Annotated in this window: 22 protein-coding genes and 1 pseudogene; 10 read left to right on the top strand and 13 right to left on the bottom strand. The window is 63.9% G+C overall.

The annotated features are described in order from the left end of the window. Positions 1-68: 68 nt before the first annotated feature. Positions 69-1,076 carry a magnesium and cobalt transport protein CorA gene (locus BKE41_RS08605; protein WP_107645339.1) on the bottom strand — a complete coding sequence of 336 codons (1,008 nt, stop codon included), beginning with the start codon at positions 1,074-1,076 and terminating at the stop codon, positions 69-71. Between the two features lie 243 nt (positions 1,077-1,319). Between BKE41_RS08605 and BKE41_RS08600 the strand changes: the two genes are divergently transcribed. Continuing rightward, on the top strand, positions 1,320-3,452 hold the full coding sequence (locus BKE41_RS08600) for a carbohydrate porin (RefSeq protein WP_070999130.1): 2,133 nt from the start codon (positions 1,320-1,322) through the stop codon (positions 3,450-3,452). Between the two features lie 108 nt (positions 3,453-3,560). On the opposite strand, the gene BKE41_RS08595 is transcribed toward BKE41_RS08600, so the two are convergent. Further along, positions 3,561-6,737, bottom strand: a complete 3,177-nt coding sequence (locus BKE41_RS08595; RefSeq protein WP_070999128.1) for a CusA/CzcA family heavy metal efflux RND transporter — start codon at positions 6,735-6,737, stop codon at positions 3,561-3,563. A 39-nt stretch (positions 6,738-6,776) separates the two neighbouring features. Continuing rightward, entirely contained in the window at positions 6,777-8,024 is a 1,248-nt protein-coding gene (locus BKE41_RS08590; protein ID WP_245295930.1) for an efflux RND transporter periplasmic adaptor subunit, read from the bottom strand. A 518-nt stretch (positions 8,025-8,542) separates the two neighbouring features. Here BKE41_RS08590 and BKE41_RS08585 point away from each other — a divergent pair. Further along, positions 8,543-8,962 carry a TerB family tellurite resistance protein gene (locus BKE41_RS08585; protein WP_070999124.1) on the top strand — a complete coding sequence of 140 codons (420 nt, stop codon included), beginning with the start codon at positions 8,543-8,545 and terminating at the stop codon, positions 8,960-8,962. 390 nt (positions 8,963-9,352) lie between these two features. Here BKE41_RS08585 and BKE41_RS08580 read toward each other — a convergent pair whose 3' ends face one another. Next, positions 9,353-10,093, bottom strand: coding sequence for a carbonic anhydrase (locus BKE41_RS08580; protein ID WP_070999123.1), 741 nt, complete (start codon positions 10,091-10,093; stop codon positions 9,353-9,355). A gap of 1,097 nt (positions 10,094-11,190) precedes the next feature. On the opposite strand from BKE41_RS08580, the gene BKE41_RS08575 reads away from it, so the two are divergent. Both BKE41_RS08575 and BKE41_RS08570 read left to right on the top strand, forming a co-directional pair. Continuing rightward, entirely contained in the window at positions 11,191-12,528 is a 1,338-nt protein-coding gene (locus tag BKE41_RS08575; RefSeq protein ID WP_070999121.1) for a DUF2157 domain-containing protein, read from the top strand. Beyond that, positions 12,525-13,184: a GDYXXLXY domain-containing protein gene (locus tag BKE41_RS08570; protein WP_070999119.1), complete on the top strand. Its 660-nt coding sequence runs from the start codon at positions 12,525-12,527 to the stop codon at positions 13,182-13,184. Before BKE41_RS08575 ends, BKE41_RS08570 begins: the two co-directional genes overlap by 4 nt. 718 nt (positions 13,185-13,902) lie before the next feature. Here BKE41_RS08570 and BKE41_RS08565 read toward each other — a convergent pair. The 3 genes from BKE41_RS08565 to BKE41_RS30220 form a co-directional block, all read right to left on the bottom strand. After that, positions 13,903-14,430 carry an AAA family ATPase gene (locus BKE41_RS08565; protein WP_083374329.1) on the bottom strand — a complete coding sequence of 176 codons (528 nt, stop codon included), beginning with the start codon at positions 14,428-14,430 and terminating at the stop codon, positions 13,903-13,905. Positions 14,431-14,646: 216 nt separating this feature from the next. Next, positions 14,647-15,198, bottom strand: coding sequence for a PAS domain-containing protein (locus BKE41_RS08560; protein ID WP_070999117.1), 552 nt, complete (start codon positions 15,196-15,198; stop codon positions 14,647-14,649). A gap of 566 nt (positions 15,199-15,764) precedes the next feature. After that, a complete protein-coding gene (locus BKE41_RS30220) occupies positions 15,765-15,956 on the bottom strand; it encodes a hypothetical protein (protein ID WP_245295929.1) in 192 nt (63 codons plus the stop codon). 327 nt (positions 15,957-16,283) lie between these two features. On the opposite strand from BKE41_RS30220, the gene BKE41_RS08555 reads away from it, so the two are divergent. Further along, a complete protein-coding gene (locus BKE41_RS08555) occupies positions 16,284-16,550 on the top strand; it encodes a hypothetical protein (protein ID WP_070999115.1) in 267 nt (88 codons plus the stop codon). Positions 16,551-16,762: 212 nt separating this feature from the next. Here the strand turns inward: BKE41_RS08555 and BKE41_RS08550 are convergent, their stop codons facing one another. The 3 genes and pseudogenes from BKE41_RS08550 to BKE41_RS08545 all read right to left on the bottom strand — a co-directional run bounded on the left by BKE41_RS08550 (position 16,763) and on the right by BKE41_RS08545 (position 17,911). After that, positions 16,763-17,062 carry a hypothetical protein gene (locus BKE41_RS08550; RefSeq protein WP_070999113.1) on the bottom strand — a complete coding sequence of 100 codons (300 nt, stop codon included), beginning with the start codon at positions 17,060-17,062 and terminating at the stop codon, positions 16,763-16,765. Positions 17,063-17,309: 247 nt separating this feature from the next. Further along, positions 17,310-17,574 (bottom strand): annotated as a pseudogene (locus tag BKE41_RS32040) (hypothetical protein); the annotation flags it as partial. 154 nt (positions 17,575-17,728) lie between these two features. Continuing rightward, positions 17,729-17,911, bottom strand: coding sequence for a hypothetical protein (locus BKE41_RS08545; protein WP_070999111.1), 183 nt, complete (start codon positions 17,909-17,911; stop codon positions 17,729-17,731). 153 nt (positions 17,912-18,064) lie between these two features. Here BKE41_RS08545 and BKE41_RS08540 point away from each other — a divergent pair, with 153 nt between their 5' ends. After that, the gene (locus BKE41_RS08540; protein WP_312892386.1) at positions 18,065-18,772 is read left to right on the top strand and encodes a thermonuclease family protein; all 708 of its coding nucleotides are present in this window, start codon (positions 18,065-18,067) and stop codon (positions 18,770-18,772) included. Positions 18,773-19,074: 302 nt separating this feature from the next. Here the strand turns inward: BKE41_RS08540 and BKE41_RS30210 are convergent, their stop codons facing one another. Continuing rightward, positions 19,075-19,683 carry a thermonuclease family protein gene (locus BKE41_RS30210; protein WP_312892385.1) on the bottom strand — a complete coding sequence of 203 codons (609 nt, stop codon included), beginning with the start codon at positions 19,681-19,683 and terminating at the stop codon, positions 19,075-19,077. A 492-nt stretch (positions 19,684-20,175) separates the two neighbouring features. Between BKE41_RS30210 and BKE41_RS08530 the strand changes: the two genes are divergently transcribed. The 3 genes from BKE41_RS08530 (at position 20,176) to BKE41_RS30200 (ending at position 21,482) form a co-directional block, all read left to right on the top strand. After that, positions 20,176-20,490, top strand: coding sequence for a hypothetical protein (locus BKE41_RS08530; protein WP_127991229.1), 315 nt, complete (start codon positions 20,176-20,178; stop codon positions 20,488-20,490). Between the two features lie 373 nt (positions 20,491-20,863). Beyond that, positions 20,864-21,103, top strand: a complete 240-nt coding sequence (locus tag BKE41_RS30205) for a 3',5'-cyclic-nucleotide phosphodiesterase (RefSeq protein ID WP_083374326.1) — start codon at positions 20,864-20,866, stop codon at positions 21,101-21,103. A 127-nt stretch (positions 21,104-21,230) separates the two neighbouring features. Beyond that, entirely contained in the window at positions 21,231-21,482 is a 252-nt protein-coding gene (locus BKE41_RS30200; RefSeq protein WP_083374325.1) for a 3',5'-cyclic-nucleotide phosphodiesterase, read from the top strand. A gap of 762 nt (positions 21,483-22,244) precedes the next feature. On the opposite strand, the gene BKE41_RS08525 is transcribed toward BKE41_RS30200, so the two are convergent. Both BKE41_RS08525 and BKE41_RS30195 read right to left on the bottom strand, forming a co-directional pair. Continuing rightward, positions 22,245-22,712 (bottom strand): MucR family transcriptional regulator, encoded by a 468-nt coding sequence (locus BKE41_RS08525; protein ID WP_070999105.1) that lies wholly within the window; start codon positions 22,710-22,712, stop codon positions 22,245-22,247. 161 nt (positions 22,713-22,873) lie between these two features. Beyond that, positions 22,874-23,482: a PAS domain-containing protein gene (locus tag BKE41_RS30195; protein WP_083374324.1), complete on the bottom strand. Its 609-nt coding sequence runs from the start codon at positions 23,480-23,482 to the stop codon at positions 22,874-22,876. 620 nt (positions 23,483-24,102) lie between these two features. On the opposite strand from BKE41_RS30195, the gene BKE41_RS08520 reads away from it, so the two are divergent. Continuing rightward, complete coding sequence (locus tag BKE41_RS08520) at positions 24,103-24,351, top strand: hypothetical protein (protein ID WP_070999103.1); 249 nt, start codon at positions 24,103-24,105, stop codon at positions 24,349-24,351. Positions 24,352-24,371: the final 20 nt, after the last annotated feature.

Here is a 24,371-nt window from a genome sequence, read left to right as displayed (position 1 = left end):
TTCCTGGCTTACATGCGCGGCCCATACGCGAGCGCCGGGCCTCAATCCTGCTGTCGAAGACTGTCGCGTCAGAGCCAGCCACTCTTGCGGAAGCGCCAGTACAGGAGGGTGCAGGCGCCAAGGATGCCAGTCAGCACGACATAGTAGCCATAGCGCCACTTTAGCTCGGGCATATTATCGAAGTTCATGCCGTAGATACCCGCTATCGCGGTCGGCACCGCGAGGATCGCCGCCCAAGCAGCGAGCCGACGCGTGATGACGGTTTGCTGCGCCTGTCCCAGCATCAGACTCGCCTCGAAGGCGAAGGCCAGCACCTCGCGCATCGCGTCGATCTCGTCCTGCACTCCCCGCAGGTGGTCGGACACGTCCCGGAATAAGGGCTGCATCTCCTCGTCGATGGCCACGAGGTCGCCGTGTTCCAGCTTCCGGCAGACCTCGACCAGGGGCACCACAGCGGAGCGCAGCCGCAGGAGATCGCGCCGCAACTGGTAAAGTCGCTCGACCTCTGCGGCCAGCAACTCGCGCCTAAGGATGCGGTCTTCGATGGCCTCCACCTCGGCCAGCACCGACTCCATCACGGGCGCGTAGTTGTCGACAATGAAGTCGAGCACCGTGTGGAGGATGTAGTCCTCGCCGTGCGCCAGGAGCTTGGGACAGGCTTCCGCCTTCTCGCGGGCCGAGGCGTAGGAGACCGAGGCTCCGTGGCGCACCGTCACCACGAAGCCTCGCCCGACGAACAGGTGCGTCTCGCCGAGCGCGATGCGGCCATCAACGAGTTGGGCCGTGCGGGCGACGACGAACAGGCAGTCGCCGTAGCGTTCGAGCTTGGGCCGCTGGTGCGCGCTCTGGGCGTCCTCGATGGCGAGGGGGTGCAGGCCAAACTGACCCTGGATGTCCGCCAGCAACTCGGTCGAGGGCTCGTAGAGGCCGATCCAGACGAGATGCCCGTCCTTGCGCGCCCATTCGCCGGCTTGCCCGATGTCCACGTCCGCCACGCGCCGTCCGTCGGCGTAGGCTGCGGCCATCACCACCCCCGGCGTCTTCGGCGGGGCAACGGCATTGGTTTTCGCGAGCATCATCCGCCCCCCTTCGAATCGCCGACTTTGGCGCCCGGCGACTGCAACGGTTCAGATGCGCCTAGGGTCGCATGCACAAAAGCCCGATCAGGGGCGGGACTTGACGGACGTCGAGTGTGTTGCCCCGGCTCAACAGAGGCCTCTCGTTTGCGTGATCTTCCTACTGTCGAAGCCGGACCGCTTTGACTCCGCCGGTTCATCGTGACTGTTCGCGGGGAACGGACACCTTGGAACAGACGGCGAATGAGGGATCGGGCGCTTCCCCCGTGCATCGACTGGCTCGCCGGCGTCTGCGGCCTCGCCATCCTTCTGTCGCCCGGTCTCTCCCGGGCGGCAGATCTCCCGAGAAGGGAGGGGGCGACGCTCCCGGCCTTCGTGGACTGGTCGGGCGGATACCTCGGCGTGCAGGCGAGCGCGGGGGCGTCCTACGGTGCCTTCAACTTCGACCGGACGGTTGTCGGAGGGCGGCCGGTCGAGGCGTTCCGGACGGGCGACGCGACTGGTAGCCGCGATCGAGGCCAGAACGCCACCACCGCGGTCGGCGGCCTCTTCGGGGGCTGGACGTGGCAGACCGGACGCTGGGCCTACGGCGTCGAGGCCGACCTCTCCGCGGCCAACCTCAAGCGACCGCTGGCGCTGGCTACACCCGGTTTCGGCTACGAGGAGATCGACGTCGACGGCAGCCTCCTGCGCGCCAAGACGGACCTCTACGGCTCCCTGCGTGCGCGCATCGGCTACAGCTTCGAGCGCTACCTCGTCTACGCCAGCTTCGGCCTAGCAGGCGCGAACTCGCGCTTCCTTGCTACCTACCCGGACTTGGCCAACGGCGGCACGGTGGCGGCACGCGCGGAGCAGGGCTACCTCGGCTTCACGCTCGGCGCGGGCATCCAGTTCGCCTTCCACCCGAACTTCGCGCTCGGCATCGACTACCGCTACGTCGACTTCGGCGAGAGCCGCAGGTTCGGCCTCGGCGCGGTGCCGGGACCGGCGGGCGGACCCGTGTCGACTCAGGCGTCGGCCACTGGCAACCAGATGTTCGTCCGCCTGATCTGGTTCCCGGAGGGCCTGCGCCTGCCGCCGGAGGAGGACGAAGCCGCCCCACACGACCCGGGCGACGGTGGAGGCGACCGCTTCTCCCTACACGGGCAGACGACCCTGATCGCGCAGGGCGTTCCGGGTTTCCGCTCGCCCTATCTCGGCCCGCAGAGCCTTGTGCCGCGCCAAACGCAACAGACTACGACGGCGACGATCTTCCTCGGCCTCAAACTGTGGGAGGGCACCGAACTCTACTACAATCCGGAGTTCAGCCAGGGCTTCGGGCTGTCGGGCACGACGGGCGTGGCCGGCTTCGTCAACGGTGAGGCCCAGAAGGCGGGCGCGGCCTTCCCACGCCTCCGCTCGAACCGCTACTTCGTGCGCCAGACCTTCGGGCTGGGTGGCGAAACCGAGGACGTGCCGGACGGCCCGAACCAAGTGGCGACCCGGCGCGACATCGAGCGGATCACCGTGGTCGCCGGCAAGTTCGCTCTCGGCGACTTCTTCGACGGCAACCGCTACGCCCACGACCCGCGCGTTGACTTCTTCAACTGGTCGCTCTGGGCATCGTCCGCCTGGGACTTCCCGGCGAACCTGCCTGGGTTCACGCAGGGCGTGATGGCCGAGTACAACCGTAAAGAGTTCGCGATCCGGGCCGCCTACACGCAGGTGCCCAAGCAGCCCTCCAGCGACGTTCTCGACCCGCGGATTTTCGAGCGGGCTGGGCTGAACGTCGAGTTCGAGGGGCGCTACCGGATGCTGGCGCTCGACCGGCCGGGTGTGCTGCGGCTCGGCTTCTTCTCGAACGTCGGCAACGTCGCCGACTTCCGTCAGGTGGCAGCACTGACTCAAGCGGGTGTGTTCGACGACGCCGTGGCAGCAACCACTCTGACGCGCCGCCCGCGCCGCAAGACCGGCTTCTACGCCAACCTGGAGCAGGAACTGACGGACGACCTCGGCCTGTTCGCACGGGCGAGCTTCAACGACGGGCGCAACGAGAGCCTGTCGTTCACCGACATCGACCGCTCGCTCTCCGGCGGGTTCTCTCTGAAGGGCGCGGCCTGGGGACGGCCCAACGACACCGTAGGGATCGGTGCCGCAGTCAACGGCATCACCCCGGCCCATCGGGCTTTCTTCGCGGTCGGCGGCCTGGGCCTGCTCATCGGTGACGGGCGGTTGACTCGTTACGCACCCGAGAGTGCGTTCGAGGCATTCTACGCGGTGAGCCTGACGAAGGCGATGACGGTGACGTTCGACTACCAGCATGTCGAGAACCCAGCCTACAACGGCGACCGGGGTCCAGCAGACTTCCTCGCCGCCCGCCTGCATGTGGATTTCTGAACGGGCGCCGGAGCTTGCCACCGATCATGGCCAGCCTGACAGTTTCCCAGTTGTTGTCGGGGCAGGCAGATCAGGACAATCCCGATCAAGTGAGGAGCGTGTGGCGCATTAGCCTCCGACCTGTGCGAGGTTACGGCTCTCATGCGGATCCGACACCGATGCCTCCTGTGGGGCTGCCCCAGGGGCGCGCCGTGAGAAGGCTAGGACGAGGGCCGGCAGGATCAGGAGAATCAGCACCGGTGCGAGGCTCATGCCGCCGACGACCACGAGGGCAAGGGGCTTCTGAACCTGAGAGCCAACTCCCGAGGAGAAAGCAGCCGGCAGAAGGCCAACGCCGGCCACTACACAGGTCATAACCACCGGTCGCATCTGGGTCGCGCACGTCTTGAGCATGGCCTGGACCCGCTCCTCCCCGCGGGCGATCAGGTCGTTGAAGTGCGCGATGACGATGATCCCGTCCATGACGGCGATGCCGAGGAGCGCGATGAAGCCGATCGCCGCCGAGACGCTGAAGGGCGTCCCGGTCAGAACGAGGGCGAGGACGCCTCCGGCAGCAGCCATAGGGATGACGCTCAGCGCCAGGAGCGTGTCGACGACAGAGCCAAAGTTGACGAACAGCAGGATTGCGATGAGGCCGACCGCCAGGGGCACAGTCACCGAAAGGCGGTCCAACGCGCCCTGCATGTTGTTGAACTCGCCGACGAGTTCCAGGCGGTAGCCGGCCGGCAGCTTGACCTCGGCGGCCACGCGCTCTCGCGCTTCCAGGATGGTGCTGCCGAGGTCCCGGTCGCGGACGCTGAACTTTACAGGCAGATAACGCCCCTGCCCCTCGCGGTAGATGTAGGCCGGACCCGAGACCAGTTCGACGCTCGCCACCTCGTTCAGTGGCACCTGGATCACCGCGCCGTTCGGGCCCTGGCCCGCGATCCGCAGGTTACGGATGGCCTGGACGCTCTGCCGGAACTGCTGGGCGAGGCGCACGACAATGGGGTAATGTCGGTCACTCCCCGAATCGTAGAGGTCTCCCGCGCTGTCGCCGCCAATTGCCGTGCGCACCGTGGCGTTGATGTCACCTGGCGTCAGGCCGTAGCGGGAGGCCCGGACCCGGTCGACGTGAATCTGGACGGTTGGCTGGCCGAGAGAGGTGAAGACGCCGAGGTCGGTCACGCCCGGAATGTCCCTGAGCACGGACTCGACGCGGCGCGCCACGTCGGTAAGGACCTGCAGGTCGGGGCCAAACACCTTAAACGAGTTCTCGCCCTTGATGCCTGAGACCGCCTCGGCAACGTTGTCCTGCAGGTACTGGGACAGGTTGAACTCGATGCCGGGGAACTCGCGGCGCAGCCGGTCGAGCAAGTCCGTAGTCATCGTCTCCTTGCTCACGCCGGCCCGCCACTGGTCCGTGGGCTTCAGCGGCGCGAAGAACTCGCCGTTGAAGAAGCCGGCTGCATCGGTACCATCGTCCGGACGGCCGTGCTGGGAGACGACCCGCTCGACCTCGGGCACCGCGGCGATGATCCGCCGGATGCGGTTGACGTAGCGATTACCCTCGGCGAGCGAGATCGTCGCCGGCATGGTGGCGCGCACCCAGAGGTTGCCCTCTTCGAGCTTTGGAAGGAATTCGAGGCCGAGGCTACGCCCGGCGGCCCCGACACCGCAGGCCAGGATCGCGGCGAGGCCCAGCGTCACGATGCGGTTGGCCAGCGCCACCCGGATCGCTGGGCGGTAGAGGCGGTCGAGCACCCGCACCAGCACGGTCTCGACCTCGCGCACATGATCCGGCAGCAGGTAGGCGGAGAGCACGGGCGTGACCGTGGAGGTCGCGATCAGGCCGCCGAGGAGGGCGTAGGCGTAAGTCTGCGCCATCGGCCCGAAGATGTGGCCCTCGACGCCGGTGAGCGTGAAGAGCGGTAGGAAGCCGGTGACGATGATGATAGCGGCGAAGACGATCGAGCGGCTGACGTCGTTCGATGCCCGCAGGATGTTTCCGAGCTTGCCCGTGAACGCGAGTGGCGGCCCAGAGGTCGATGGCGGCCCGTGTCCCGAGAGACGCCGGAAGATCGCTTCGACCATGATGACGGTGCCGTCGACGATCAGGCCGAAATCGAGCGCCCCCACCGAAAGGAGGTTTGCGGACTCGCCCCGGGCGACCAGGATGATGACGGCGAAGAACAGGGCGAAGGGGATCGTGGCTACGACGATGAGCGCGCTGCGCAGGTTGCCGAGGAAGAGCCACTGCACGATCAGGATCAGGTCGATCCCGAACAGCATGTTGTGCAGCACGGTATGGGTCGTCACCGCGATGAGGTCGGCTCGGTCGTAGATCCGCTCGATCTTCACGCCCGGCGGCAGGATACCGGCCGCCTCGATCCGCTCGACCTCGGCCTTCACCGCCTCGATCGCCGGCGTGCTCTGCTCGCCCCGGCGCATGAGCACGATGCCCTGGACGATGTCGTCGTCCTCGTTCATTCCCGCGATGCCGAGGCGGGGCTGGTGCCCGATCGAGACCGAGGCCACGTCGCGTACGAGCACCGGGGCTCCGCTGGACTGGCTCAGCACTGTCTCCTCGATGTCGTCGGTGGAACGGATCAGGCCGACACCGCGCACCACTGCCGACTGACTACCGAGGCTGATCCGGTTGCCGCCGACGTTGAGGTTGCTGTCGTTGAGCGTCTTAACCACCCCCGCGAGGGTGAGGCCGTGGGCGGTGAGGCGGTCGAGGTCGACCGCGATCTCGAAGGTCTTGGTCTTGCCGCCCCAGCCGATCACATCGATCACGCCGGGCACCGCTTTGAACAGCCGGCGCAGAACCCAATCCTGCAGGGACTTAAGGTCGAGGATGCTGTAGCCCTCGGGAGCAGTGAGCTTGTATCGGAATATCTCGCCGATGGGGCTTACGGGCGAGATAGTGGGCTTGGCGCCGTTCGGAAGCGGATCAAGCTGGGCGATCCGGTTCAGAACTTGCTGCTCCGCTTCACGATAGTTGAACTCGAAGCCGAACTGCAGCTTCACGTCGGACAGGCCGTAGAGCGAGACGGTGCGTACCTGCTTGAGGTTCGGCAGCCCCGCGGTGATCGCCTCGATTGGTACTGTGACGTAGCGCTCGATCTCCTCGCCGGAGAGCCCGGGCGCCTGGGTGATCACGTTCACCATGGGCGGCGTCGGGTCCGGATAGGCTTCGATGTTGAGGGTTCGGAAGGCCACCAAGCCCGCGGCGAGCAGGAGTACGAACGCCAGCACCACAAGGGCGCGTTGGCGCAGTGCGTGCTCGACGATGAGTCTCATGCGCGTCCTTTCAGGCCTGAACCGAAACTGTCGGGCGCATCAGCCCCGGGTCACCATGCGGTCGATGAATAGGGAACCTCGCGAGATCACCCGCTCGCCGACCGTGAGGCCTTCGAGGACCTCGATGTTGCCGCCGTCGATGATGCCGGTGCGGACGCGGCGGCTCTCGACCACGTTGCCGGACTTCAGGACCCAGACGCTCGCCTTCGGTCCCTCCAGCACTACGGCAGCCCGCGGCACAGCGGTGGAGAGATGCTCGCGCTCGTTGATGATGCGCACGCTCGCATACATTTCTGGCTTGAGGATGCGATGCGGATTTTCGATGTCGGCGCGCACGGTGATCCGCCGGGTCGCGGGATCGACCGAGGAGCCGATGAAGTTGATGCGCCCCTCGAAGGCCCGGTCGGGATGGGAGAGCACCCGGAACTGAAGTCGCCCGCCCATCGAGACTCGGGCGAGGTCAGCCTCGCGCAGCTGCACGATGAGCCAGACCTTGGACAGATCACCGATGATGTAGGAGGGCTCTCCCCCGCTCGTCGTAACATACTGGCCGGGGCCGATCTTGCGCTGGATGATGGTTCCGTTCAGCGGGGCGTTGATCGCCGTCTCGGGGTTGATCGCCCCGTTCTGAAGGCGCGCCATTTCGTCGTCGCGCAGGCCGAGGATGCGCAGACGGTTGCGCACGGCCTCCAAGCCGACCTCGGCGGTTTTGAAGTCGCTGCTCGCCGTGTTGAGGTCGTTCTGGACGCCCTGCAGTTCGCGCAGCGTGGTGACGCGGTTCTCGTAGAGATCGCGCTGGCGCTTCTCGGCGGCCTGCGCGAAGGTGAGTTGCGAGCGCGCCTTGTTTAGGACGTTCAGCGCCGCGAGGTAGTCGTTCTGTGCCTGGACCATCTCATTGGCCTGGATCGAGAACAGGTGCTGACCTTTCACAACCTGCTCGCCGGTGCGCGCGAAGATGGACACTACTCGACCGGGATAGGGCGAGAAGATCGGCGTCGACTGATACTCGTCGACCCCGATTTTTCCTTCCGTGACGATCTCCTCGAAGAATTGTCGCTGCTCGACGGCCTCGCTCGTCACTGCCGCGAGCTGGGCATCCGTCAGGGGGAAACCGGATTGGGCCGGGGACGTGAGAGTCGTCGAAGCCGCCGTTGCCGGCTGAGGGAAGAAACGCCATGCCGCGACGCCGCAAGCGGCACAGAACACCACGATGGCGATCTGAGCCGTGCAACTTAGTCCTTTGAGCGGATGGGCCGAGTCCCATGATGCCGTCATAACGAGATACACCCACCCGCGTTGATTCCGCGCCGAGACTCACCGGCTCTGGATTTTCCGCGAACTAAAGAGTTGAGCGTCACTAAAGTTCTCGAGAGGCAGAAAATAATCGCTCTTGGCACTCTTGTGACACATTGAAGACGGTGAATCGTGACTATTCGACGCTGTGACGCAAGATTTAGCTGGCTAACTCACTGCGACATGCGATTTTGCTTCAAGTTAAATTTTCCATCCAAAGGGTTGATGAGGTCTTGACCGAGAGACGGCCGCCGACCGCAGCGCTTTGCCGGCTGGTCATTCTTCGTGAGAGCAAGGCGCTTTGAGACCCCCGTGCGAAGGAGCTCTCTGCTTAGCGACTCATCGAGCGCTATCGCCAGGATAGGACACGTGCGCCGCGCAAGATTAATCCGGCAGGCAACAATAAAGTTGCGAGCCTTAATCAAGCCTTAGTGATAGACACTGGTAGTTTCGTACTTTATGAAGCTCCGCCGGTGATCAAAGGGCGCCGTGCCGCACGGAGAGACCTGATTATGTTCAACATGTTCAAGTCCCAATCGTCGCTCGACCTTTCGCCGCGCAACTGCCTGGCTGTCTCCCTGCTCTACTGCATGGCATCCGATGGCGAGATCGATCCGGAGGAGGTTGGTCACCTGATGTCCGTTCTCGGTCGCAACGCGACACGGCAGCAGTTGGACGCAGTCCTCAAGTATATGCGCTCGACCCCGCCGGACCAGTTCCTCGGCGAAGTGGCCCCCAAGCTGCGGCCGGAGCAGAAACTTTGCATCGTGCTGAACATGATCGACAGCGCCATGTCGGATGGCGAGGCCGAGCCGGGCGAGGAGCGGTTAATTCTGCAGTTCGCTCAGGCTTTCGGGCTGACGGAGAGCGAGCTGACGCCGCATTTCCGCACGCTGGTCGTCAAGAATGACCGCGCCGTTCTAGATCGCTGAACGCGCGGGCCGCTACCCCAACAATCAGATGGTTGGTAGCTTCGTCCGCATGGCCGCTTGGCGTCGGTCCACCGTTTCCGGATCGGGCCAGTTTATAGCCGGCCGAGTACGGCGCTCTCTTTGTGCCGCAGGCCAATCGCGCCACGGAAGACGGTCTGCTTGCCTTCCGGAATGCTATAGCCCCAATTTTCTATCTGCTGGGGCGCCGAACTCACTAAGCAGAGCTTATGCGGCCCACGTGGATGTGTTGTCGAGCTTTAGGGACGGGTGTCACGAAGCGGTGAAGTAGTTCATATCAATTCTACCTGGATCAAGTCGTATTTGCTCGGACGGTCCACCAGGCGCTACTGGCGACCGGTGGACCGTCCGTTCCTCACCGACCCACAGCCCTCAGATATCCTCCATCCATTCGATGTGTCCGTCGGACAGCCCATAACGCGCGCCGACGACTTTGACCTTTCCTTGGTTGAGGGCGCCGGTGATCACCAGGCTCTGGGTTGTCAGCCGCTTGGCGACACGGCGCGCGTTGCTCCGCACGGAGGCTTCCAGGAGGTCGCCTCCCTGGGCCTTGGCCTCCAGCACGGCCGGCACAATCGGTTGCACCATCTCCCCAATGACGCCTGGGAACGTTGCGTTCTTCTCTACGACGTCGACCGCCGCCGCGACGGCACCACAGGATTGATGCCCGAGCACGACGACGAGGGGCACGCCCAAGACGCCAACCGCATACTCAATGCTCCCGAGCGCCGCTGTGTCGACGGTGTTGCCGGCGTTCCGGACAATGAATAGCTCTCCGAGACCACGACCGAACAGGATCTCGGGCGAGACGCGGCTGTCCGAACAGCCCACCAGCACGCAGAACGGTGCCTGACCTCGGGCAAGCTCGAGACGACGCTCACGTCCGTTGGCTGCCAGTGAGGGCGCCTCGTTCCGGAAGTTCTCGTTGCCCTCCTTCATCATTTTGAGCGCATCTGTGGGCGAGAGGGAGGTCTTCGCCATCTGTGATGCAGCCTGAACGGCACCGCTCGGCAGCGCGGACGCTGCCAGGACGCCTGCGGCCCCTACCAGAAGGCGTCTGCGGCCGAGCTGGAGGCGGCCGGCATCGGCGTAGCATTCACAGAGCGTGGACATGGTGGCAGATCCCTCTAGGTTCCGAGAGGTCAGCCGCCCCGCGGTGGAACCAAGCGCGCATCGGACGACAAGCGATTTAATATTACACTGCCGGATTTCTTCAATCGGCATAGAATTACAAACAGTGAATTATCCAAATAGCATAACGGCTGCTAGGGGTGGAAATCTTCCGTTCTGCTTCTGAGCGATCGGCGCAACTAAGCAGACGCTGTCGCCCACTCGCTGACGCTTCCATGCAGATCCACCGTCACCTGAGAGGATTGCCGCCGGTTCATTCCCCGCCTTTCGCAGCAGGCGCGATCCAAAACAGGATGATGAGCACCGATTTGGACGGCGTGGGGATGGCCCTACGCGGAGGTGTGGCCCAGATCCTTATTCCAATCTATCGAAAGCGAGCCAACCACGCAGCGCTCCTTCATCAAAGTCCTGGCATGCTCGCCGCATGCGAAGGAGTTGATCCATGCGGACGTGGCTTGCGGTTGGTGTGGCGGTTCTATCGCTTGTGGGGAGCATCGACGCTGCCGAGGCTCGCGCTCGAATCCGTTTGCCCTTCGGACGCACGGTAGCGCCCCAGCGACCTTCGATGCTTCCCCCCACGGCCGCTCTGCAGGTTCAGGCCGGCTCCGTCAGCCGGATCGGCTACCGGCCTGCAATCGTCATCACGCCGGGCCAGGCTGCCGTCGCGGCCGCTGCAACGGCAGCGCCGATCGCGGCCGCATCTGATGTCGCTGCCAACGCTGAGCCGACGCCGAAGCTTCAACGGGTTACAGCGCCCCCGACGCCTCCTTCGCCGCGTATCCAAGAAGTCCGCGCGGTCGCTCCGCCCTGCGAGGCCGGCAAGCGTGTCGGCGGCATCGATCGCGAGGATGCCGGGTTCTGTCTGATCAACTAATCCTTTGCTTCATTCGGCGGCAAGTTCCCTGACGCGTCCGAGAGAGGATTAGTCTGTTTCCCCTCGGATTGGAGGCACTGGAGCAAACCGATATATTCACGCTGTGGTCAGCATCATCCGAGGTATGGGGCATCACCTTCGATTGAAATAGCTCCGCTTTAAGACTCAACCTGTCACGGTGCTTGGAACCGCTCGAAAGCTACCGATGCCGCTCTCCTACTCCGCACGCCTGCGACGTGATCTGCGTGATTGGCAGGAGCGCGGCCTGCTCCAGCCGGAGCAGGCGGAACGCATCGCCGCCCATGCCCTCGCCCCACGCGGTTCCAAGCATCTACAGGCGGCGCTGAGCCTGTGCATCCTCCTGCTGATGGCTCCCTCGATCATCGCGTTCGTGGCGGCGAACTGGTCCGGGCTCTCGCCTGCGTCCCGGCTGGTCGTTCTGTTGCTCATCAACGCCGCGGCCGTGTTGGGCACCTACATCGCCGCGGCTCGCCAAGCCCGCGAGCGACCGGGGTGGGCTGGCAGGTTCGTCGATGGGCTCGCGACGCTGTCCCTGGCCATCGCGGCAGCTACCCTAGCCTTCGTCGGACAGACCTTTCACGTCGCTGCGGATCCCCGCGGCTTCGCCTGCACCGTCGCCGTCCTCGGATTGGCGACGGCGCTCGTCGCGCGCTCGGGCGGCGCGGCCGTCGTCGCCTGCCTCGCCCTCATCGCGGCCGATGTGGGCTTTGGCGGGCTCGACCTCGCGACGCTGCGCGGGGATACCGCCTCTGGTGCCGGGCTCTGGTTTTGGGTCGTCGGTCCGGCGCTGTTCCTCGCGAGCCTGTCCAGCTGGTTGCCGGCTCGGGAGTTCACGCTACTCCTGATCCTGGTTGTTCTGACCAACCATCTCGGCGGCGCACCGGCCGGCCTGACATTCCTCCTGCCGCCCGACCGCATTCTGATCGTGGCCGCGCTCGCTCTCGCCCTCGGCCACGGGCTGACGCGCTTCCAACCTCCAGGCGGAGCGGCATTGCGTCTGCGCGACGGGGCGCATGCTCTCATGCGCGCGGCTGTCGGCCTCTGCCTGCTCGGCATCATCATGGTCGCGGTGCGCACGCTCGGCTTCGGCGGAGCGCGCTCGACCTTCACGGTACCATTGGCGTTTGGCGCGATCGCACTCGCAGCAGCGGTCATAACGCGCTTTCGATGGCCCTCACGCGCGACCGCCCTCACGAGCGATCTCGTCGTTCTCGCCGCCGCCGCGACGGCGCTCTTGGTCTGGCTCATCGCCGGCACGGGCCGGGAACCCTCGACCTTCTGGACCGTGTGGGGCGGCATCGTCCCGGGCCTCATGCTCGTCGTGGCCGGCGATCTGGAAGGCAGGCGTGAACTCTACGGCTGGGGCATGGCGCTGACTGCAGGCATCACGATCGCGATGCTCGCCGCCTCCCGCAACCTGATCGCGTTCTCCGGCAATCTGCTGCTGTGCGCACTTATCCTCAGTCTCGCGTTGGTCGCCTGCCGCTGGGCCACCCGCCGTATCGCCGGGAGGACGGCATGAAAGGCCTTCTCGGGCTCGCTTTCGCTGGTCTGCTGGCGATCCAGGTCTCACCCTCGGTGATCCTGGCATGGCAACAGACACAGCGGCTGAATGACGGGCGTGCAGTTCGCTTGGCCGTTGAAACCCGGGACCCCCGCGACCTCCTGCGCGGCGAGTACAGCGTGCTCGCCTACGAGATCGGGCGGTTGCAGGGGGTCGGCGCGGGGACGACGCCGATGGCCTGCGATCTCGAGGCCCGCGAGAGTTGCCGGCTGGATGCGGGGCGCGACGTCTACGTCCGGCTGTCCGTCGACGCCGATGGCGTCCACAGGGCGGAGGAGGCTCGGTTCGCGGGACCGGCAGAGGACGGCTTGTTCATCAAAGGCCGTTTGGCATCCGGGACGCTTGTGCGTCAGGGGGCTCCACTCAGCGTTCGAGCCAGCACGAACGGCCAGCCGGCGGAGCCCACCACGTGCAACCGTCCAGTCTGTCTGACGGGCGTCGTGACCTATGGCATCGAGCGCTGGTACGGAGCGCAGGGTGTTCCGGGCAAGCTTGATCGGACGGCGCGCAAGGACGTCCTGGTTGACGTGCGCGTGGTGTCGGACGGAACGGCGGTGATCGACGGGATCACGGTGGCGGGCAAAACCTTCGCCAGGACGGCCCGCCTCTGGTGAAATGAGGCTGTGAGCGACGTCGCCCAGCGCGCCTACCTCGGTTTCTTACCTCGGCGCTTAGGGAACGGTGGACGTTCTACAGTGACGGAGGCGATATCACGGTACCCGTCGGATCTCGGTTCTTGGCCAGACACGGTCCTACGGGGTTATGTCTTTAAATGACCAAGGTGGGTGGTTTTGCGACGGTCCGCTTCAGGGTGGCAATGCTGGGAAGCGGACGTAGTCTCCACATCCGTTCACGAGCAATGTAAGGGCGTGGTGAGGCGGCAGTAACTCAGCTTCAGTGCACTGCGGTGGCTGGCTTCCTGCTCAACGCTTTATGAAGCTTGCGGAGATCGCGATCATTGCGTGTGCAGAGATCGTGGCTGAACGCTTCTTGAAGGTATGTGGCGTCGGAGCTTTCGCGTGAATTTGCAGATTTGGCTTGTGCTGCCACAATCAATGTGAGCAGTGCGACAAGGCTGGACGCGCCTGCTGCTCGCCGGAATCTGCACATCTTACAATCTCAGAGTCATAATCGTTGGCAATCGCATCGAGCAATAATCGCGGTTTTGGATTATGCACAAGGGCAGTTAACGGCCCGTGCCCGCATTCCACCTTAAACATAGGCCACTGCGTTGCCGACGAGTGGCAGCTTTCAGGATGAGCTGACAGCTGCCCTCACGGCTGGGTTGGGTCGGCAGCGGCCCGTCCGCATCGGGAGAAGGTGGACCTCCGCTCAGGAGGTTGGGGGCGCCTCTCCGGAAAATCCGTCGATCGCGGCCTCGATCGCGGCGACCGCCTCGTCCCGCGTGAGAAGAGCCGTATCCACCACGAGCCTGGGCGAGGTCCACGGCACGTAGTCGCGTTCCACGACTGACGACCAAGAGGGAAGCTCGAACCCGGCTATGTCCGCGGTTCTGGCCTCGACGCGGCGTCGATGCTCAACCCCATCGCTACAGATGACCTCGATCTCAAGGAGGCGCGCGGCCTCCTGGTGCGCTACGTCCCGCCAGCCCTTCCGGCTCTCCGGGACTGGATTGACGCTGTCGGCGATCACCAGGCTGCCGAGCCTGAGGTTCGATGCGGCAACGGCGAAGGCCACCACGTAACCTGCCGCACCGATCTCGGAGCCGAGCTTCGCATGGTGGGTCAGCGCATGCTCGATCTCGTCCACACGGACGTAAGCAGCGGAACGCCTGACCGCGAGGGCCTTCCCCAGGGTCGTCTTGCCTGTGCCGGGTAGTCCGCCGAGGACGACGAGCATGCGGGCCTCCAGGGCTCTGCTACGTCCGCTTATAGAGTTAGCCGGGCTGATCGTGAACGACTGCGTCGGGTCGCAACCTGCCGCCCGCCCATGTCGGGAAAACGGTCTTTCTATTGACAGGCCGAACGCCCCTGGCAAATCGCTGCGCGGGACGGAGTCCGCCTGCCCGCTTCGCGACTTAATGAGATGGTCGACGCCTTTGGCCGGCTCTAACGGTTAGCGGCGTGACGCTAGGGAACGCCCGATCCCAAACAGCAGCGTTTCGGACAAGCGGCGCAGATCGACGACACCGCCGCGCTTGAGCGCCGCATGCACCTCGATGCAATGATCCGCAGCCGCGATCAGCGGATCTTCAGGATCGTGACTAACGGCATCGGCAGGGATGAACGGGCTGCTGTGGCTGTCCGTGGTGTCGATATAGACGCCGCGCCCCTGCATGGCTCCGGCTTTATCGCGCACCAGAGTGCCCCGATTGAGGATCCAACGAACCTCATTCTTTTCGCCAAAGATTCGGAATTCGGCCGAGAAGGGGCCTCCGGTTTGGCGAACCCGTCTGATCCGCTCAAAGACCCAGTCGCGGTCATCCGGATGGGTTCGACCCAAGGCAACCTCAAGAGGAAGTGGCTCTCCGGCCAGGCTAGGATTGCCGGCGAGAATAGCCGCCGCACCTTCATCCAGAACGGAACGACCTGCTACAACATTCGTACTCCAGACGCCAATCAGACCTGCTGCTTGCAAAGCAGGCGCTATCGCGTCAGTGAACATCATGAAGCCTCCCCGCAGGTTTAGGTTCTGGCTTAGTTCAGATGTAGCTGCATGGTTGTCATACAAGTTGTCAATCCGTACTGGTATGGGACGTCTAATGCGGCGCAATGACGCAATGTTTGATTGAGATCCGTGCGCTTCTCCGACATAAGAAGAGTGCATTCGCCACGGTTGGAATGAGGTTTTAATCCAGCCGCAGCTGTAAGTGTGACCGGAATGAATGAGACCGCCAAAGCTGCCTTGCGGCGAATCGCGCAGACCCTTGGGGTTTCAGAAGAGATGTTCCTGGGCGAGCGCGACGCGTGGCCAAGCACGGCGGCTGGGCATTGGCCTTCAGAGGAGTTCGAACTCCTCCGGTTGTTTCGAGCCATCGAAGACCCGGAAACTCGCCGCGCCTGCCTGGCCTTCGTCCGCAATTCTGCTGGCTCGAACGCTGGCGCCTAAGCGGCCCTGACGCTCCTGGAAAGCATCAGATCAAGGCGTAGCCCTTGCGCACTTCGCCTGCTGCTTGACCTCGAGGCTTGCGCGACGAGTCGGGAGTTGCCTTCGGCACTCCCAATCCGCCTTCCCTACCAGTTCACCTGTCCAACGCGGAGTCGGTCAATCATGGCAAGCGCTTGCGTGCGCGCCTTACTCTCGGTCGGTAGCGCGGTGTCGGATCGCTGCACGAGCTTGCCGTGCTTGCGAATAGCCCAATGGTAGCCGCCCGCTTCGCGCTTTGACGGGAATAGATCGAAGGTGAAGGGGTGACGCTCTTCCACCTGATTTATCCCCCTGACTTCGCTGTCTGTCATTAAGCCGGGAGGATATGAAGCATCCCACCAATCGCACCGAGAGCTCCAAACCCAATCAGCGCGACAGCGATGTACATCCGCATCCGACTCGTGTCGGCCGCCCACGATGGCTGAGGATCCTCAGCGCTCTCAAACCAGTCTGCCACGGCGCCTTTCCGCACAAAAGGATGTTGGGGGGCGTCGTCTAGGTCCGTTCCACGACGGACGAATGACCTTGGCCATTCGTGTGCGGCGTAATCGCGTTGTCGCGCTACCTGACGTAAAAGGCGGCCGGCGGAGTGATGGAGAGCAGCCATGGTCAAGGACAAGAAGAGCACGTTTCCCGGCTCCCTGCGGGACCATAAGGACGCTGCGAATGCCGAGGCCGAGAAGGTCAGCGCCAAGATTGACGAGGCTTTTGGCAAGCTCGCTAAAAAGATGCGCGAGCGCGCTGACAAGACAAAGTCAAAGATGGATGAAACGCGCAAGCCCGAGAAGCGCGCTGTTCTGCTCCGGCGCTTTGAAATTTATGCAGATGCCGCCAATTATCTTGAAGAGCGTTTGCCGGAACGCGGCGAGTAGTGCCCGTGGCCTAAGAAAAGAGCTACTCCCGAAGGCGTGACCCGAAGTCTGGGAGCAAACGCCCACGAGGGGCTGAATGACTGCGACACCATCGCAACCAGTCCCTCATAGCCTTCCACGCTGCATCGCAACAATCAAGCCGACGACGCACCGCACTGCAATCTGGGCGTGCTCATCCACCTTGGTCTAAGCACACAGGCTCGACGCATCCGTCAGCGTGCGGCGTGCCCGTCCGCCTTTCTGCGATCCTTTTTCCTGCGCTTCTTGCTCGGCTTGACCTCACTCTCCGCGTCCTCGGTCCCGCGCTCGCTCAGGGCAAAGCTGTGTAAATCTGCCAGCGCCGCGTCACCGGCGGCGGGAGCGTCAGTCAGCGCGTAGAACGCCGCGCGCACGATTTCCTTCTTATGCGCATTAGGGTGCCGCTCACGTACGGCGTCCCGCAGCTCCTTAGGCTTCATGCCCGGCCTGACGATTGCCTGCAGCGTGGTCGCGATTTCTTCGATGGATGCCATGTTCAGCCCCGAATGATTTTGCCGCAGTGCGGCAGCTCGGGACCGTCCTACATGACAGTACCGTGACAATCAAACCAGCTGTTGGCGTTGCAAATCGGGTCTAGATCCCTGGCGGCACCAAGGCTAAGAGACGCCTGTTCTATCCTGAGACCGGAACGCACCTTGCAGGCGCCGCCGCGAAAGCGGGCGCCTGCTTCTTTATATGTAGCCGGCTTCATATCTCGGGGCTTTAAAGATTTGTAGGCCGTCACGATGCGCTACCGCAGCACCTCCTCTCTGCCTCTTGCGCTTCAAGCCAGCGGTCACGCGGCTTGCAACTCGCGATACGCGGAGCCAGAGCGACCCTCAGCACGTCGCCAGACCGGACCGGGGCGCCAGCGCAATGGAGATGCATCGACGCCACTCTGTCGCTGACCTCGAACGTCAACCGGGCCCAGATCGAGGCCGACGTGTTCGGACACCTTGCGGATGATCGCGGCGAACGTGCCGGCGGTCATGTGGGTGCGGTCGCCGCAGGTAGCCCGCCTCCGCCGCGCCGCCGCGAACACGATTGTGGCGACCCGCTGCGAGGTCGTTCGGTCGGTCGAGATGTGGGGGCTGCTGCGTGAGCGGCCGCCGGGCTTCCCGAACACTCTCGGTGCTACCCTAGGGCTGGCCTGGCTTCTCTCAGTGGGTCAGGTGGCCGAACGCGATCTCGGTGGCCGTGATCGCCCGGACCGGGCCGCTGATCGGCGGCACCAGCGCCCCCCAGGCGTCCAGCCGGATGATCCTGGCCTGCCGATGTACCCCGAAGAGACGGACGACCGTCCAGCCCGGCGTCTCGGCCTGCGTCCCGAAGACATCAAGCAATCCAAGCGCCCGGGCCGGAGTGTGAGGCCACCCGACGTCGCGATAGCCAAGGCAGCCGGCACATCCCACGCCAGGCGTCGATGGCGCTATCGTTGTGGTAATTCTTCGCCTGCATGAAACGAAGATGCCCGCGCGGGGTTCGGAGAAGCATCAGTGACCCGTCTTGGTGCCTGGGGTACGAGCCTGATCGTCGCCGCGCTTCTCACCACGTCTACCCTTGCCGCTGAGTCGATCGTCGGGCGTGCTTCTGTCACAGACGGCGACACGGTGGTGATCCGCAACACCCGCATCCGCCTACACGGCATCGATGCACCTGAAAGCGCTCAGGTTTGCGAGGACGCCAATAGCCAGGAGTACCGTTGCGGACAGACAGCAGCGCTCGCGCTATCCGATCATATCGGCGAGGCGAGCGTCTCCTGCGAGCCCCGAACTACTGATCGCTACGGCCGCACCGTGGCCGTTTGTCGGAAAGGGACCGAAGACCTGAACGCCTGGATGGTCACGCAGGGCTACGCCATCGCCTTCCGCCGCAACTCCACGGAGTACGTCAGGCAGGAAAACGAGGCTCGTATCCGAAAGCGCGGGATCTGGGCCGGTACCTTTGAGGATCCTGCCGACTGGCGCAGACGGCGGCGAGGTGGCCATGGCGAAACACTGCCCGGGGCCGAGATGCCGCGCGCCACGCAGGAGGCCATGACCTGTACGATCAAGGGCAATATCTCTGGCTCCGGCGATCGCATCTACCACCTGCCCGAGAGCCGGGACTACACGCGGGTGGTGATCGACGAACGGGCCGGTGAGCGCATGTTCTGCTCTGAAGCCGAGGCGCAGGCTGCGGGTTGGCGAGCGTCACGCCGGTAGGTACGGCCACCTCATAAGGCTACAGCCCACTCAAGTCCGACAAGCTCGACGCTTTCGTCGAACGCCTCAAGGCGCACCAGCGCACCCTCATCCTGGGGCTGGCTGAGCACGATAGGCTGCCGGCCGGGAGCGTGCTGCGTCAGGTCGCCGAGCTGAAGAAGGTCATTGCTGCGGTCGAGGCTGGCGCAGACGAAATGATTAAGCTTGTGTTGCTCGGCGGGCTCTCAGGGGTGATGCGGCCGGAATGTCACTTTGGGCCGCATAGTACGGGTCCAGTCACAGGCCGCCCTGCACGGACGCTCTCAGCCAGAGGCCGCTCGCCACCCAGCTGCTCTCGCCTCGCGTTCGGAACAGAACATTCGCTCGCCCAGGTCCTCGTCTATGCGAGTCTGCCCGTAGCTGGGCGAACTAGGTAGGTAGTAGATCCGCTCGCCGCTGCCCGAGATGCTGCCCTTGATCTCGCAGGCCGCTGCATCCACAGGAGCCGCCGCTTTCGGCTTTGCAGTCTCTGGCCGGATGATTTCGGGCCGTAGATCGACGTCCGATATTTGCTTCCTGCGACGCCAGTCTGCAGGCATTTCGAACACGCCAGCCCAGAGCCCGCGTTTAGCGGCTAACGCCGCCTTCTCCTGCGGGAGGTACTCCTCCGAGTAGCGACGGAGGGCGACCGCATGCCCTTGCGCCACCATCCAGGCGTTCAGGTCCTCGGCATCCTTGCGGCAGACGGCGAAGAGGCGTCCGTGCTGATCTGTCTCACGTGGTACGCAAGTGAGCAGTCCTTCACCGATGTGCTCGGCCAACACGCGGGCGGCCTTCTGCCCACAGCGGTACGCTTTACCAGCAGCATCATCACAGCTCTGCGCACTCTCGGGCGCGTCGATGCCATGCAGCCGAACGCGAGTATCCCGCATGAGCAACGTGTCACCGTCGACGACACTGGCGCGTCCCGTGATGGGCTCCGCCGCCAGAGCCGGTCCGGCCCACACTAGAACAGCAGCTGTGAAGAGTCGCATTGGCCAGCCGTCTATTCGATATCGACGACAAGAACGTGTCGGCGGGCAGGCTGGTTCGCATAAAAGGTCATGCCACCGCGCCCAACCGGCTTCAGTCTGCCGAAGGGCCGCAAGAATGATCCATCTCGTTGCGACGACGACACGGCTAGTCATGGGCTCGGCGACCTACGCCGGCCGGCATCGCATCGGTAGAGCGACACCACCGACATGCAGGACCACTCTGACCCGCACTCCGGGTCCACGTCTGACTCAGGATCGAATTGCGATCCTGGGTCGAGCGACAGCGGCTCCTGCTCGAACTGATCGGACGCGACCGCCGGCGAATCTGGCGCCCATTGGCACTGAAGCAGCGAGCCGGCGTTGTCGTGAGGAGCGCGGAGAACACCCGCTATGCGAGACCCGAACAACGATCGCCGAGCCCGTCAACGGGCACTCTGGTACCTGCTCGTGATCCTGCTCGGCGTCTGCGTCGCCATCTACTACGGGTGGCGTCTTCTCGAACCGGATATGGTGTGGGCCACCGGCGGCAGTGACGGCCGCTGGCTGGGTCTGTTCGTCTGCATCCTGCTCGTCAGCTTGGGCGGTGTGGCGCTCTGGAATGGCCTGCTCGCCCGACCACTGACATCCGAGGAAGAGCGCCTGCGTGATCAGATGCGCGAATGGGAGCGAGAGCGCTCTCGCTTCATGAATGGCAGCGGCCAATAGCGTCGTGGCGACCGCAGGCATCAGGCGCGTTCCAGCAGATCGACAAGGAACGATCCGGCCGCGGCGATAACGTTCCCGCAGCCGCGCCAAGCAGAATGTTGGCCACCGGCTGCGGATCGGCCGACACCTCCGCCAGTAGGGTCTCGGGCGCCTCCTGCCCACGGTCCTGGAGTATGCGTTCGAGGACTGCGCCCATCGCGGCTTTCCCGGCCGCCATCGTGATGGTGGCTGCCGATCTTCGATCATGATCGGTGGCTTGGCGCTCAATTCCGCAAACGGCTGCAGAGCAGGGATCTGGTTCAGAGAGCGGAAGGGATAAAACTGGCGCTAGGTTCGTTATGGCGTCGACGAACCGCTCGCTTAGGGACCAAACGTGCGCAGCCTCATCCTCGCCGTCAGCTTCATCGCTATCGCCGCCCCCGCCTCAGCCCAAGCGCCCCAGCGCGGCAACGCAGACCTACAAACCAACTGTGCGGGTGACGCCCTCGCATTCTGCGCCGGCATTGATCCGAACAGCCCGCAGATGGACGCCTGCTTTAAGAAAAACCTGAGCCGGATGTCCCCGAATTGCCGTCGTGCCATCGACGCCTACGAGAAGGCCGGCGGTAAGTAGCAACTCGACGATCGGTCACAACCCGACTGCCGCGAAGGGAGCGAACCTCAATTCCATCGGCAGAAGGGATAGATCACCGAGCCAAGCCGTTAGCGCATCAACGAATTCCTCCGACCGGGCATCCAATATGCGAAGCGTCATCCTGGCACTCGGCCTCATCGCCGTCGCGGCTCCCGTGCTTGGGGCTCCAGATGCGTCGGCCTCAAAGCGTGGGAATAAAGATCTGAAGACCTACTGCTCCGGCGATGCGGTCACGTTTTGCAGCGGCAATGATCCGGACAGCCCGGAGATGGACGCATGTTTTAAGAAGAACATGGACAAGATTTCGGAGAACTGCCGGCGTGCGATCACGGCCTACAAGGGTGGTGGGGGCAAGTAGCGCCTCCACCTTGCTTGTGAGACAGACACCCACGCCGAAACCGCTCGGCCATAGGAGTAGACGAGGGTGATTACGGGCCCGCAGCTTCTCGCGGCATGGTTCTCCGTCGGCTTAGCACCAGCGGAACTGGCCAAGCGTGCCAAGGTGCCTCTGAGTGTCCTTGCGCGAGCAGAGGGCAGCCCAGGCGAGCCGGCGATCACGATCGCGCAGCTAAATGCCCTGATGCATGCGCTGCGCGCGGCTGGCGCCAGCTTCACGCCAGCTGACCCTTCGTCGGATCGGGTTGCGGATCAGCTGTAAACTCGATCCATCCCTGCCTCCGTGATCGCAGCGAAGGCCCGCTCTGTGCCTCCGCGGATGGGCTTTACTCGTTTGGAGGATTTGACCCGCAGTTCGCTGCCTTGCACCATAGGTTGTCCTCCCAAGGGACACCCATCGGCCTGGCCTGGATGGCCCCCCAATTACGGGTCGGGCCGGTGGGGCTCAAGCATTCAGCAGCGCAGCTAGACGGAACCACGCAGCGCAACATTTGTTGGCGCAGCGCAGCAAGGTGATAGCGCCAGCATCACTGCGCTGTAGCCCTTCTTGGGCGTTTCCTCCCTAGACTCGGGCCACTCCTTCGGGGGTGGCCCCTTTTGTACTGAGGTCTCGGCGGCCTTTTTGCCTCGGGCCGCGTCGCGTACTGGCCCTGCCGTGAGGAACGGCACCGAGCCCCGTCAGCCCGTGATCAGATCGGGCGACGAGGCCGAACGTTCTGCGGCTTCAGGATCTGGCAGCCTTGCGCCTCTTCGGAGCAGTCTCAGCCATGGCTCCTGGGCGCCCGAGACCGATCGCCTTAGCGAGGGCCGAGCGCTGCTCGGCGTAGCTCGGCGCGACCATCGGATAGTCGGCCGGCAGGCTGTAGCGGTCGCGGTAGCTGCGCGGATCCAGGCCGTGGCTGGTCAGGTGGCGCTTCAGCGTCTTGTAGGTCTTGCCGTCGATGAAGCTGACGATCCCGTCGTGCCGGACCGACTTGCGGATCTGGGCCGCGGTCGGCCTTTCAACCTCCTCCGCAGAGGCGGATGCATCGGGAGCGCTGCCGGAGGCTAAAGCGGCTATCGCACCGTGCACACTCTCGATCAGCTTCGAAAGCTCGGAGGCAGGGATCGGGTTGTTCGCGACATACGCGGCAACAAGTTCGGCTGCCAAGTCGGTGGTGCTTGGAGCCCGCTCAAAGCTTTCTTCCGCCACTTGAATTCCTGTCTACGTCCTATCGCTCAGGCCAACGCGCTGAGAACCGCACGCACAACAGGAAATCCAGAGCAAAATCAAGGTCCAGACCAATGTCATTCGCACGCTATGTGCACAATCATGCAAAATTTTTTAGGTGAACCCCGATGTACGTTGTGCGCTCAATTCATCCGTCTTAGACGGTCCTTAAGTTCCTGCTGGGCAAGTCGCCGACCGACTGCCATCAGCAGCGCGTCTGCTCGCTCTTTCAACCCCGGATCTTGTAGCCGGTTGATAACTCGCTGTGCAGCTAGGGCATGGTCTGCTGCCTCCTCCAAGGGCGTCACGGAGGATGCAGGATCATCGGCTGTGGGGGTGAGCTTTCCCGTCCGCGACCACGTGATATCGACGATGATACCGCGTCCGTGCGTGGGTCGCCCTGCTGCATCCCGCAAGATGTGGCCGCGATCCAGCACCCACCGGGTCACGCCGTCAGCTGACAGGACGCGGTACTCAGCGACGAATGGCGTGTCTTCGTCGATGCAGCGACGGATCAAGGCGTGGACGTGTTCCCGATCCTCCGGATGGATGCCCTCGATGTAGGCCGACAGGGGAAGCCCTAAAGCGGCCTCCTCCGGATCAACGTTGAACAGCAAGGCCACGAAGGTGTCGGCACGTACCAAGTCTGAGAGAATATCCCAATCCCAGCTACCAGCTATTTCAACGGTATCGAGCGCATGTTGGAGCGCTGCTGGGCAGGTTCTACCGTCTCGCGGCGTGAGTTTCGGCATCACATCTCCCGACAAAATCTTCGAACTCGCCGGTCTGCGACAGGCGCGCTCCTGCTACGTACAAGTTGCGCACAGCGCAATCTCAACAATTCAAAAGTGTAACCATTAACGGTCCGGTTGCAACCTGTGTTAGAGCACACTCAGGAGACGATCTGTGCCCCGATGGGGAGGTACCGATGGGACAGCGAACGCGGCCCCCGTTCAACTCCGCGAGCGAGCGAGGGAACACGTTGAGGACTACGGATCTCCGCTGTCGCGGCCCTCTGGAGCGAAGCGGCTCGTGATGCACATCGCCGACGCGCTGCATGTAGCCCGGCAGAGTTCTACAAGCCGCCTGCTGCCGTCGCGCTAGGACGCGAAACTGACAGCGCCGTCTTGGAACAGGAGTGCGAAGCACTTCTGGGCGCCTACAGGCGCATTCGTGACCCAGGGAAGCGGCAGCGGCTGCTAGCCCTCGTGCAAGACGTAGCCGAGCGAGGCTGACCTGCGGACGCATACCGCTCGCAACCGGATCGGGCGACGGTGCTGAGACGCAGGGCGCCCATGCGACCGAGCGCCGGATCTCGCCCATGATGTGATGTGTTCAAGCTCCGCCGCGAACCGGCGGCCAGGAGCGTGCCGTGTACAATCCCTTCTTCTCGTCGCTGATGCTGGCCATTGAGGGGCAGCGCGTCATCGAACTGCGGTTGGTTCGCCTAGCCTGGGGCGGCAGCGAGGGACTGGCCGAGGCGCAGTCCATGGTGATTGAGAAGGTTCACGCCGCCGGCGAGGCGATGACGACACTGATGTTTGGCGGCTCGCCCGAAACGGTCATCGCCCGCTACCGTGAGCACGTGGCTGCGAACACGAAGCGCCTCTCCGCTCCGTGAGGGTCGTGCTGCTCCATCAT

It is taken from the genome of Methylobacterium sp. C1, from assembly GCF_001854385.1.
GTDB classification, from domain to species: Bacteria; Pseudomonadota; Alphaproteobacteria; order Rhizobiales; family Beijerinckiaceae; genus Methylobacterium; species Methylobacterium radiotolerans.
This window is presented reverse-complemented; position numbering and strand designations above follow the sequence as displayed.